Raw genomic sequence first — 12439 nt, 5'->3', positions numbered from 1 at the left:
TGCGTGAAATAATTGCTCGCAAAAACTCGCAAGCGTAAAGCTTATTGCCTATTGCTTATCGCCTAAATCTACTTCCTCATTTCGTTTTTTCTTACTAACGAGTCTGATTTTTATTTTTCCGTCATCACCGTCTGATGCCAGGAGATGCAGTACTATACCTCTGTTTCTCCTTTCTTCCAGCTTTTCCTTATCGGTTATATCCTTATCATTTTTAGGATTCCGGAGTGGTACGTCAAGCGCTATATTCGTGCCTTTCCCAAAAGAATAGATACCGGCAATATCCATATTCAATACGCTTGAATTAATCTGCATTGGGTGAATCGTTACCTTTTCTCCACTTATGTCGAAATTGCCTTTCAGGTTGCTGAATGTAATATTATCCAAATCGCGAAAAGGAAAGGCAAATTTTCCGGCACTTTTAATTGGTTGAAAGCTAATGAGGGCACCATTTTTAAGGGCGAAACCAACCGTTCCGTTCATAGAATTGGGCACCAGCTTACCTTCATTTGAAATAGTTCCGGAAATGGTTGCGGAAGTCGTCAGATAACCTTTCAGGTTTTTTGATTTCAGAGATTGCATATCAAAATCATTAAACGCATAGAAAAATTTTTCTATCGCCACATTAGACACATTGGCCTTCATCGAAAAATTATTTTTTGTTTTTCCCTGCTGTACAGAACCGCTGAGATTTACCTGACCTCCTGCGTGATGTACAACTGCATTTTGTATTGTAATTCCGGAGTCAGAAAGCAGTATGGCTGCTTTTGTATTGGTCGCGGTAAATTTATTATAGTAGAATTTGTCTATCTGAACATTCAGGGCGACATTGCTCTTTTCAAAAAGAAAATCCAATTTATCGTTCACATTCCCTTTTTTTGTTTTTACCGGAGCACGCTTCACCGTTTTACGATTATCCAAAAAACCTAGAAATTCTCCCAAATACAGTTGAGGACTTGTTACTTTCCAATTCAACACCAGTTTTTCAGGCTCCGTATAATACAGGTTAAGGAAATTTTGAATACTCCCTTCCATATTGACAATACTTTTACCACTTTGTAATCTGATATTACTGATAAATAAATCCTTATCTGTAAAATTCAGAGCTACATTCGTGTTTTTGAATGCCAGATTTCTTGGAACGTAAAGCATATCTCCGTTTTTAATGGTAACCAACCCTGAAACAAAAGGCTTCGTAATTTCAAAATCAACAATATCGGCTTTAAATTGAAATTCAACATCTGCATTGCCTTTGGAAAATACCATCAGATTCCTGTCAACAGCATTATTTAATTTTTCAAGGGGAAATTTCGCCTTAAAAACACCCGAGGCAATAGGCTTGCTGAAATCATTAATCATGGCAGAATCCATCACAAAAGGAATCTCTTTATAATCGCCTTTGAATCCCATAAGCTTAACGACAGAATTAGGGTCGTTAAATCCTTTGCCTTTAACCAATTCATTGGTATACATTCCGTTGAAGCTGCAATTATCAATAATTCCGTCAGGAATATGCAGGCGATTATTTTTGACAACCGCTTTTACCAAAAATAACGGGTCGCCTTCAGCATTCAAATCACCAATAATATCACAATTGACATCGATGGGTTTTTCCAAATCAAACCGGTTCAATTGCCGGCTGATATTGTTTGAAAGCAGATTGGAAGCATTTTTCCATAAAATATTATCTGCCCTGATATGCAGTGAAAAACCGGAATTGTTTTTACCAACATTAAATTTCCCTCCAATATTGAAGACATCACGGCCTATTTCCAAATCATTGGGGTCAAAAACAATCGTTTCTGCTTTTTCATTATAAGCAATATCAAATTTGCCATTTAGTGTTTTGTCCTTAATAAAACTTCCGTGCACTGTATTAAAAGCCAGACTTTGGGCAGAAGCATCTAATTTTACAGCCGCTTTCCAGCCTTCCGAGTTATAATCCAGCCGTCCTTTCAGGTCATTGATTGAAAATTTAAAAAGTTTTTTCCCTTTGAGATTTTCAGAGATAAAAACAACATTGTGCAATTCAAAAGCCTTTATTTCTGCAAAAGAGCTGCCTTCACCAGAAGATTCCTTTTCTTGCTTTGGTTTAAAAATCGCCGTATTACTATAACCGTCTTCGGCAACAAACAAATGAATCTTTGCCTCATTGATAGCTATCTTCTTAATCTCTAATGTTCCTTTTAGGAAAGCCAGCACATTAATCGAAACATTAAAATCTTCGGCCTGCAGCAGTGTATTTTTATGGGAGTTCCAAAGGCTGTCTTTTAAAACCGCATTTTTTATCCTTAATGAAACACGCGGAAATCCTTGCAAAAAAGTAGGCTCCATACTTTCTGCTGTAAATTTACCATTGATATTTTCGTTGATTTTTTGATTGATTGAGGCTAAGATTTCTTCCTTATGGGTATTGACATAAAAAGCAAGTCCTATGTACATTATAATGATTAGCAGAAATACCCCTGACAAAACCCTAAATGAAATCCTAACCCAACGAGGCAGGCCGCTTATTTTTTCAAGAAATCTGGAAATTACAGCTTTTATTTGCATGGGCTATCATCAATTGACAGGCGTCAGTATCTAAATTTACAATAAATCATTGAAGATTGGCATAAAAATAAAAAAAGCTTCCGTTTTTAGAAGCCTTTGCTTTTTTAGTGGTAAGATTAAATGTCAGAAACTATGCGGCTCTGCGCCTTTGTTAGCAATAATTTCACGCAAAGACGCAAGGCCGCAAAGCATTGAATATTCAAATGCATATTCCGGTAATTACTGAAAATCAATTATACCGAAAGTTTTCCTTCTATGCTATCGTCTAGTGGTTTTCCAATAATGGCACCTACAGCTATTTTCAATAGCGATACCATCTTACCGCTTTTGGTATCCCAATAATAAACATAATCAGGCTGAACGCGGATTACGGTAACATTCGGGTCATCTTTACCTTTTGAAAACCATGCTTTTGCAATGGGACTCCATTTGTCTTCGATGGTCGATTTATCCCGGTAGATAAATGCTTTTCCATAGACATTCAGATACTCCGAACTTGAATTCTTTGCAAAAAGCAATTGTACATTTTCGTCTTGTTTTATCTCGAAATTCTTATCGCTATCGGCACCGCTCAGAAACCATATGTTTCCTGATTCATCTACTTCCTGTACACTCATTGGCCGTGTTGAAAACGGCGCATGCGTCAAATCCGTGCAAAACATACAAACTCTGATATCTTCTGCCAGTTTTTTCAATTTCGAGACAGCATCTTCGCTGCTTAAGTTTTTGTAATCTCCCATGACGTTATTTTTTAGTTGGTTATTCTTTGATATCAATTTTTTCCGAAGTCCAGTCAACAGCACGTGCCATATCGTCCTTTCGGAAAACCTTAAATTCTCCGGGCATAATTTTGCTGAAAAAAGAAGTGAATTTATCGACCGTTTCGGAATCGGAAACAATAGCAGCCCGGTTCCATTTGGTAATATTTTTGATACCCAGCAAGGCATCCTGTATCCAGGCCCCAAAAGTAAAATCGGCCGGAGAATTATCTAAAAAAAGCAAATAATTGAGCTTGCCTGTTGTTTCGACAAGCTCAGAAACTTTTTTATTTACGAGTTTAAAATCGTCCTGTGTAACCTCGCCACTGGAGCGAAAACCGACCATATTTTGTGGCAGGTTGTGGATTTGTTCTATCATAACAGTGAGTATTTTGGTTAGGGTCTTACTCAAAGTTACGCCATATAAAACGGGAGCTATGTTATTGATATCATAATGTTTGCCAACAAAATCCTAAATAACTATAGTTGTTTTTCCATGATATAATCTTCCATCAGGTAGCCATTTCCAATATTTATATCTTCTTCCCCTTTTTTCTCAAATCCGATTTTGACATAAAACTCATAGGCAGAATTGTAACGATTCACATTTAAGGAAAGTATCGTATTTTTATTTTCTTTGGCCTTTTCTACTATGTAATCAAGCAGTTTTTTTCCAATTCCTTTGCCCTGTGTTTCGGGAAGGATATAAATTTTATGGATTTTGGTCTTTGGCTCTCCTTTATAGTTAAATTCATAAGAAGCAAAACCCAAAGGTATTCCGTCCTCTTCTGCAAGAATAAAATGGTGTCCTTTACTGTCTGCCTGTTCTTTTAGCGCATCAATGCTATACATCATAGCAAACATATAGTCAATCTGTTCTGGTGAAAGAATATGCCCATAGGTTTTAGGCCAGGTTTGTTCCGCAATCTTTCGTACGGCATTATAATCGGTAGTTTTGGTAATCGTAATCATTTATTTTATGCTTTTCGTATAGTGTTGATTGCTTCGACCCATTCGGTTTTATGGCAAACCTCACAATGTGCTTTTCCTGCCTCGACTTCTTTCGTATGTCCACAAAAAGTACATGAATAGAAACCTGTTCCGGGAATGGTCTGGCTCTTTTTTTCAAATAACTGTGGCAAGATAGGCAATCCGTATTTTACATCCTTGTCTTCATAGAAAAAAATACTCACCTCTCCGGATGTTTCAAGATAGGCATTCCTCACCTGTCCGAGATGCTCAATTGAACGAAGTCTTAATTCCGAAAAAAATTCGTCCTGCGCCAATCCCTCTCTTTCAAAACTGGCTATAGAAAATTTCCCGTTTTCAATCAGGCATTCCGTTTTTCCTTCGACCAGATTTTCAAACCATTTAAACTTACCGGTTAGCATGGTCACAAACCGGTACAACAAAATGATAACAATAAAGACCGTGATAGCCGGAATCAATCCTACATCTTCATAGAACATAGGGTCGCCGGCTGCAGAACCCAAAGCAATAATGATAACAGTCTCAAAAATCGAAAGCTGCTTCACTCCTCTTTTTCCGGTAAACCGCAATGTAATCAACAGGACAATAAACATAATTACCGACCTGAAAATTACCTCGAAAAGAAACTCGAAAGGATGATTGTTTATAAGCAGCCTTTCCCATTCAAAAATAGAATACATCTTTTAGCCCTTTTTTTATTTGAATTTACTAATTCTGCCTTGCTCTTAGTGAATTTTTAAGAGAAATTTAATAGTTTTTTAAAAACAAAAAATCGAATTATAGTGTAATTTTATAGTCCAATTCATCCGAATATAAATTTCTGAATTGGCTATCAGTACATTTTGATAGAAAATAACACGAATTGCAATCACGTTAATTTAGAGTAGCTTGTAATTCATGTGCAAGGCTTTAGCATTGAGAAGATGTTGAAGCCTTGCTTTTTTTTGAAGTTTCTTAAAATCTTTCCCAAATGTTTTGGATTTTTTTATAGTTTTAGCTTCCATAAAAAAACAGAAGCATTCATCTTAGAAAATGGGACACCAAAAACTACGGGAAAACAAAACCTGCCTGAACTGCAATTATGTAGTTGAAAATAAGTTCTGCCCTAATTGCGGACAGGAAAACACCGAAACACGACAGTCGTTTCATTATTTGTTTACACATTTTATAGAAGACCTTACCCACTATGACGGCAGCTTCTGGAAAACCATAAAAGGCCTCTTATTCAAGCCCGGCTATCTGACAAAAACTTATCTGGAAGGCAAAAGAAAAAAATTCGTACCTCCGGTAAAGCTTTATATTTTCATCAGTTTTGTAACCTTCTTCCTTCCTACGCTTTTGCCCGGCCCATCGCTTATAAAGTTTAATGAAAAGAAAGATGTCGAAAAACAAGAGGTAAAAACAACAAAGGAGGAAGTAAATAAAGAAAGTGAAAAGGGACTTAAAGAAATGAATGACGAGGTGGAAGAGGAACTTTCCGGAATAGACCTTCCTAACAGACCCCGCATCAAAAACCTCACACAGTTAGATTCCATTCAAAAAAACTCTCAAAAAGCAGAAAAGCTCTCAGACTTTGAATATAGTGCCGCTAAAAAAATCATAAAAATTCTAAAGAGCAAAAACAGGGCTGAACTTTGGAACAAGGCCATGGAATCCTTTGTCCATACACTTCCAAAAGTCTTGTTTTTATATATGCCGATATTTGCTTTTTTCCTCTGGCTGATGCACGACAAGAAAAAGTGGTATTATTTCGACAGTGGCGTGTTTACCCTGCATTATTTCTCATTCCTTTTGCTTGTTATAACGATTGGAATGCTTTTTAACTGGATTATGGACCTGATCCCGTATGGCAGCATCTTGTCCAACCTTTATAATCTTGCTGCCATGTTCTATATGTTTTTTTACTTTTTTAGAGCCCACAGCAACTTTTTTGGAGAACACAAAGCCATTTCAAGACTAAAGGGCTTTATATTGTTTTTTATAAACATGTTCCTTATCAGTATTTTTTCAACAATACTATTTCTCTACAGCCTATGGAATTTACATTAAATTCGTATTTTTATAAAAATTTGAAGATGAAAAAAATGTTTGTTTCCGGTTTTATGCTTTCGTTATTCCTGGTTAGCTGTTCTTCAGTCAAGCCAACAAAATATATGGAAGCCATATCTGCTTCTGACCTAAAGACTAATCTCTATGTCATTGCAGGAGATGAAATGGAAGGTCGAAACACAGGTGAAGCTGGCCAAAAAAAGGCTGGAAAATACCTGATTTCCCAATATGAAAAAATAGGTGTTTCCTATCCAAAAGGAGCCACCGACTTTTACCAAAAAGTTCCTGCAGCATTTATGTCACGGGCGTTCAGTCCTAAACTAAACGATTCCGAAAATATCTGGGCGTTTATTGAAGGTTCTGAAAAACCGGATGAAATTTTGGTCATCTCTGCGCATTACGACCACGTAGGAATGAAAAACGGACAGGTATATAATGGTGCTGACGATGACGGTTCCGGAACTGTTGCCTTGCTGGAGATTGCCAAAGCATTTATGCTGGCAAAGAAAGACGGACACGGGCCAAAACGCTCTATTCTATTTCTCCATGTAACCGGTGAAGAGCATGGATTACACGGTTCAAGATATTATGTCGAGCATCCGCTGTTTCCATTAAAAAATACGATTGCCGATTTGAACATTGATATGATTGGTCGTCGTGATGACAAACATAAAGATAACGGCAACTACGTTTATCTGATAGGTTCTGACCGTTTGAGTACAGACTTGCATAAAATATCAGAAAACGCAAATAAAGAATATACCAAGCTGGAATTAGACTATAAATACAACGACAGGAATGACCCGGAACGAATCTATTACCGTTCCGACCATTATAACTTTGCAAAAAATGGAATTCCGTCACTATTCTATTTCAACGGAGTTCATGAAGACTATCACAAAGCAACCGATACGCCGGACAAAATAGAGTATGACCTGCTGCAAAAAAGAGCCCAACTCGTTTTCGTTACTGCCTGGGAATTAGCAAACCGAAAAGAAAGACCTGTTATTGACAGGGATGGAAAATAAATAAAAAAAGCTCCGATATCGGAGCTTTTTTTATTTATTAAGTTTTAGAACTACAAATCTTCTTTCACATCTGCGTCTGGCGCATTCTTTTTTACAGACTCGATTCCGTTATCGCGTCCTGAAGCAGAAGCATACATCTGGCTTGACCCAATAATCTGTCCGTTTGTAGCTTTTAGGTTAAAATATAATTTGCCATTTGAAGCTTCCTTTTTATCGAATTTAGAATCGTCCTGTGAATTTTTTCGTACTGATTCGATACCGTTCGTACATCCGGCTTTGCTTGAATAGCCTTCACTTGTCAATATGACTTCTCCGTTTCCGGCTTTCAGTACAAATTGAAACTCGTCATTTTTTCTTTTTGAAATCAAGAATGTCCCCATAAAATTTAATTTAAAAGTTATACTAATTTGAGCTTATGCAATTCCATAGAATAATAATAGCCAAAATATAACATTTTTATCAAATTTTATAACAATACCGGATTATTTTTTCTTAAAAGAATCACGAATTGAGATTCTCGTTTTTTACAATCTGGATTTTTCCCAATTCCACACTGTCCGTTTCATCCTGAACAAGCAGTACTCCAAAAACATTGATTGGAATTTCAATTGTTTCTTCGTGTGAATGTTTTATCTCTTCAATCAAGCTTTTATAATTGAGCGGATTCAGCACAATACAATCACCTTTATTGACTTTATGATTAAAAATATAATCCCGGATGGACTTGAAAGAAATCGGATTTCCTATAATTATTTGCTGTGACATGGTCTTTTTTCTCTCTAATTTAGAAAATAATGACCACAGACACTGCCAATTTAAGTTTTAATTAGCAAAGGGAAGAAATAAAAAAAGCCCTGGAAAAATCCAGGGCTTTAAAAATGGGTGGCAGACCGGGTTCGAACCGGCGACCCTCGGCACCACAAACCGATACTCTAACCAGCTGAGCTACAACCACCATTTGTTTAACGAGTGCAAATATACTGCAAAAGTTGATTCCTGCAAACAAAAAAGCTAAAAAATTATACCAAATCCCCTAAGCTATTGACTGCCAAATATCTTTCTACGGTAAATCCTTCTGCATATTCCGAGTTTATCAATCTTCCTAAATCCTGGGCACGGTATAAGATACTATCTTTAAAGTTTTTTGTAGCTATTGGCGTGGAAGGCTCATTGGAATTCGGGTCATAAAACTGGGATTTGTACTCCATCAGAGAAGCCACTTTTTTATCCATAAAACCGCTGACATCAACTACAAAATCCGGTTTAAGGTCTTTCCATTGAATGTAATGATATACCAGTTTAGGTCTCCAGGCAGCCTGGGCTATACCATCAATTTCGGTTTCAATCTTAATCAGCCCGGATAAAAAGCAGGCATCAGAAACCAATTTGCTGCCTTTGCCGTGGTCAATATGCCTGTCATCAATAGCATTACAGATTACGATTTCGGGCCTGTATTTTCGAATCATTTTAATGACTTGCATCTGATGGGCTTCATCATTGATAAAAAAACCGTCACGCATCTTAAGGTTTTCACGTATTTCAACCCCTAAAACAGCAGCGGCATTTTTTGCCTCTTCATCACGAATTTCAGCAGTGCCCCGTGTTCCCAATTCTCCTCTGGTCAGGTCGACAATACCAACCTTCTTTCCTAACGAGACTTCTTTAGCAATAGTAGCACCGCAGCCCAATTCAACATCATCCGGATGTGCACCAAAAAAAAGTATGTCTAATTTCATTGTTTGTGTTTGTTTGTTTTTAAAAATACGAAGAATAATTATTACCCAAGGATATTCTTCAGCGTTAATGACTTATTCACAGTTTCTATAAACTCCTTCTCCGGAATACTATCTTTTGTAATCCCGCAGCCTATGTATAAATGGGCTTTTTCATTTTGTAGCTTCATACAACGGAGATTGACGAATAAGTCTGAATTCTCCGGTTTATCTTTTGCGAAATCCCGATTCAGTTCTCCTAAAAACCCTGAATAATATTCGCGGTCGTAACCTTCGTTTTCAAGTATAAATTTTTTGGAAGCTTCTTTTGGAAGCCCGCATACAGCCGGAGTCGGATGCAGCATTTTTATTATTTTTCCTAAATCCTGCCTGTCATGCAAACGTGCTTCTATATCAGTTTTGATATGTACAATATTTCCTGCCCTGAAAGTATAAGGTTTGGAACTGTTTTTTTCGGCTGTATAATCTTCAAGTCCTTCAAGAATAAATTCCGTAACAAATTCCTGTTCTTCCTGTTCTTTAATTTCCCATTTTATTTCTCCTTCATGATACACCTGTGTTCCGGCAAGCGCCACAGTTTTAATACGGTCTCCCGAAGCTTTTAATAACTGCTCCGGAGTTGCTCCAAGCCACATCCCTATCTCCGGATGGAAAAAACAATATTTAAAAGCTGCCGGATAAGCCGAAAGCAGTTTTTTAAACAACTCAAAAGGAGTGACATTTTCTAGAGAAACCGTTTCTTTACGTGACAGAACAACCTTTTTGAAATCGCCTTTGCAGATAGCATCTACCCCATTCTGAACCAACTGTTCAAAGTTTTCTTTGGCTGCAACATCTGCTCCAAAAACTGTATTGTTATTTTCAATTGCGATTCGGGTATATGCTTCCGTAAAGACATCCGATTTCTCTTTTGGTAACAGCACAAATTGCTCACCCTGAAAAGGGGCAAATACAAATCCTTCTTCCTTAAAATCGGTTGTAAAGTGTAAAGAAGCATCCTTTTGAAAAATACCGACAACAGTAGTTTCTCCGGGCTTGGAGTACAATACGAAAGGAAGTCTTTTTTTGAACTGCTCTTCCGCTTTTTGGTATAATCCTGACATCATTTCTTTGTTCTTTCCAAAACAATATTGGTAATCTTGCATAGTGATATCAGCATATCATTTTCATCAGTTATCCTGATTTCCCAAAGATGTACCATCCGTCCTTTATGGATAATTTTTGCCGTTCCGTATACCATACCCGCCCGTTTACTTTTGACATGGTTTGCTGAAATTTCAATACCGCGAACTTCATGAGTTTCCGGATTAATAAACATAAGTGAAGCCGCACTTCCTACACTTTCTGCAAGGGCAACAGAAGCACCGCCGTGAAGTAGTCCCATTGGCTGGTGGACTCTTGGATTAACCGGCATCTGGGCTTTTAAATAACCTTCTCCGGCATCAATAAATTCTATTTCTAAAGTCTGCATCAGGGTATTTTCACACCATTTCTTGCAGTTTTCAAGCATTGTATTTCTATCGAAAGCCATTATTAAAATTTGTTTTTCCAAAATTAAGGAAATTAATACGGAACACAGCAGTTGATTATTGTCAGAAAAGTTAAAAGACACATACTAATTTTAACATTTTTGAGTTTACTGATGCAAGACATAACTCAATTTAAAAAATTAACCTGTCTGACAAATCAGATTTTTACTATTTTTACCAAAATTCAAACCGATGCGCAATACCTTTATATTTTTATTCATAATTGCTGTTATTTCACTGACTTCTTGTCGAAAAGATTTTGATTTTGAGCCTAGCAGCGGTAATCTTGGATTTTCAAAAGATACGGTTTTTCTCGATACTGTTTTTACGAACATCGGCTCCAGTACTTATACCTTAAAAGTATACAACCGCAGTGATAAAGACATTAGCATCCCAACCATACAGCTTGCAAAAGGAATGAATTCAAAATACCGAATGATGGTAGACGGAATGCAGGGAACCGGAGGTAAAATTTTCAATAATGTAGAACTTCTGGCTAAAGACAGTTTGTTTATTTTCATAGAGACGACCATAAACTACAATGACTTTGCCAATCCGGATGCAGAATATCTTTATACAGACCAGATTCTATTTGACAACGGAACTAAACAGCAAAAAGTCCAATTGGTTACTTTGGTAAAAGATGCCATTTTTCTCTATCCTAACCGTGATAATGAAGGCAATTACGAACAGATTCCTATAGGAGTCGATGAAGAAGGAAACCCAATAACAGGACGAGGCTTTTTCCTTGATGATACTGAAAGGCACTGGACTAAAGACAAACCTTATGTTATTTACGGCTACGCCGGGGTTCCAGCTAATGAAACGCTCACAATAGATCCAGGCACACGGGTGCATTTTCACTCCGGCTCTGCCCTGATTGCATATAATGGCAGTTCAATCAAAATAAACGGAAGCCAATCGTTTACAGACCAACTGGAGAATGAAGTTATCTTTGAAGGTGACCGATTAGAACCGGCCTTTTCTGACTCACCCGGACAATGGCTGGCTATCTGGCTTACCCAAGGAAGTACAGGTCATGAATTTACCAACCTTACCATCAAAAATGCAACTGTTGGGATTCTGGTTTCCGGAAATTCAGGAATAAACAACCCTACTCCTGACTTAAAATTAAAGAATGTACAGATTTACAACTCATCTAATGCGGGAATTCTGGCACAAACAGGATATGTTGAGGGTGAAAATGTAGTTATCAATTGGGGTGGCTCTTCGAGCTTTGTAGGCAGCTATGGTGGAAAATATGACTTCAAACATTGTACATTCAATAACAACTGGTCGGGTTCCAGAAAGTATGCTGTTGCACTTGACAATTACATACAGGGAGCAACACCTGAAGTACAACCATTGGAAGCCAGCTTTAAGAACTGCATTATTTTCAGTTCCAACCAATCCGGATTGTTGCTTAACAAAAAAGAAGGTACCGATAATTTCAATGCTACATTTACGAAGTGCCAAATCAAGCTTAGCAATTCTATCAATACGACCAATAATATCTATTCTTTTGTGAATGATAATACAAATATCATCCGAAATGGAAATCCGAACTTCATGGACATCAACAAAAACAAGCTGATGATTGGTGAAGACTCGAGTGCAAATGGTTTTGGAGACCCTGGTGTTGCTGCTCAGGTTCCTAACGACATCAAAGGAACAGCAAGAAATACGGCAAGTCCGGACCTTGGCGCTTATGAATCTATTACTTTTGAAGAACGCTAATCATTTTTGAAAAACCATCATTAAAAATACGATTAAATTATTTTTTTTCATAATTTTATGCGAAT

The 12439-nt window shown here is 37.2% G+C and carries 13 protein-coding genes and 1 tRNA gene; 3 read left to right on the top strand and 11 right to left on the bottom strand.

Annotated elements, in window-relative coordinates:
• Positions 1-48: 48 nt before the first annotated feature.
• From ASG38_RS11975 to ASG38_RS11955, 5 genes are all read right to left on the bottom strand, one after another.
• On the bottom strand, positions 49-2550 hold the full coding sequence (locus ASG38_RS11975) for an AsmA-like C-terminal region-containing protein (RefSeq protein ID WP_200937036.1): 2502 nt from the start codon (positions 2548-2550) through the stop codon (positions 49-51).
• 233 nt (positions 2551-2783) lie between these two features.
• Positions 2784-3290, bottom strand: coding sequence for a pyridoxamine 5'-phosphate oxidase family protein (locus ASG38_RS11970; protein WP_056071076.1), 507 nt, complete (start codon positions 3288-3290; stop codon positions 2784-2786).
• 19 nt (positions 3291-3309) lie between these two features.
• The gene (locus ASG38_RS11965) at positions 3310-3687 is read right to left on the bottom strand and encodes an STAS/SEC14 domain-containing protein (RefSeq protein ID WP_056071074.1); all 378 of its coding nucleotides are present in this window, start codon (positions 3685-3687) and stop codon (positions 3310-3312) included.
• A 101-nt stretch (positions 3688-3788) separates the two neighbouring features.
• Positions 3789-4280: a GNAT family N-acetyltransferase gene (locus ASG38_RS11960; protein ID WP_056071071.1), complete on the bottom strand. Its 492-nt coding sequence runs from the start codon at positions 4278-4280 to the stop codon at positions 3789-3791.
• Between the two features lie 5 nt (positions 4281-4285).
• Entirely contained in the window at positions 4286-4978 is a 693-nt protein-coding gene (locus ASG38_RS11955) for a DUF421 domain-containing protein (RefSeq protein WP_056071069.1), read from the bottom strand.
• Between the two features lie 352 nt (positions 4979-5330).
• Between ASG38_RS11955 and ASG38_RS11950 the strand changes: the two genes are divergently transcribed.
• Together ASG38_RS11950 and ASG38_RS11945 are read left to right on the top strand one after the other, a co-directional pair.
• Complete coding sequence (locus ASG38_RS11950; RefSeq protein ID WP_056071065.1) at positions 5331-6347, top strand: DUF3667 domain-containing protein; 1017 nt, start codon at positions 5331-5333, stop codon at positions 6345-6347.
• 26 nt (positions 6348-6373) lie between these two features.
• Positions 6374-7375 (top strand): M28 family metallopeptidase, encoded by a 1002-nt coding sequence (locus ASG38_RS11945; protein ID WP_056071458.1) that lies wholly within the window; start codon positions 6374-6376, stop codon positions 7373-7375.
• Positions 7376-7425: 50 nt separating this feature from the next.
• Here ASG38_RS11945 and ASG38_RS11940 read toward each other — a convergent pair whose 3' ends face one another.
• The 6 genes from ASG38_RS11940 to ASG38_RS11915 all read right to left on the bottom strand — a co-directional run bounded on the left by ASG38_RS11940 (position 7426) and on the right by ASG38_RS11915 (position 10639).
• Complete coding sequence (locus ASG38_RS11940) at positions 7426-7755, bottom strand: YegP family protein (RefSeq protein ID WP_056071062.1); 330 nt, start codon at positions 7753-7755, stop codon at positions 7426-7428.
• Positions 7756-7876: 121 nt separating this feature from the next.
• Complete coding sequence (locus tag ASG38_RS11935; protein ID WP_056071059.1) at positions 7877-8140, bottom strand: hypothetical protein; 264 nt, start codon at positions 8138-8140, stop codon at positions 7877-7879.
• A gap of 115 nt (positions 8141-8255) precedes the next feature.
• Positions 8256-8331 (bottom strand) — tRNA-His (locus ASG38_RS11930).
• Positions 8332-8394: 63 nt separating this feature from the next.
• Complete coding sequence (bshB1, locus tag ASG38_RS11925; protein WP_056071057.1) at positions 8395-9111, bottom strand: bacillithiol biosynthesis deacetylase BshB1; 717 nt, start codon at positions 9109-9111, stop codon at positions 8395-8397.
• Between the two features lie 41 nt (positions 9112-9152).
• Positions 9153-10214, bottom strand: coding sequence for a chorismate-binding protein (locus ASG38_RS11920; protein ID WP_369814315.1), 1062 nt, complete (start codon positions 10212-10214; stop codon positions 9153-9155).
• Entirely contained in the window at positions 10211-10639 is a 429-nt protein-coding gene (locus ASG38_RS11915; protein WP_056071051.1) for a hotdog fold thioesterase, read from the bottom strand. Before ASG38_RS11915 ends, ASG38_RS11920 begins: the two co-directional genes overlap by 4 nt.
• Before the next feature lie 190 nt (positions 10640-10829).
• Here ASG38_RS11915 and ASG38_RS11910 point away from each other — a divergent pair, with 190 nt between their 5' ends.
• Positions 10830-12374, top strand: coding sequence for a hypothetical protein (locus tag ASG38_RS11910; protein WP_056071048.1), 1545 nt, complete (start codon positions 10830-10832; stop codon positions 12372-12374).
• Positions 12375-12439 lie beyond the last annotated feature (65 nt).

Source organism: Flavobacterium sp. Leaf359 (assembly GCF_001423985.1).
GTDB lineage: Bacteria > Bacteroidota > Bacteroidia > Flavobacteriales > Flavobacteriaceae > Flavobacterium > Flavobacterium lindanitolerans.
The sequence above is the reverse complement of the archived record's forward strand: the minus strand, read 5'-3'. Positions and strand labels throughout refer to the sequence as shown.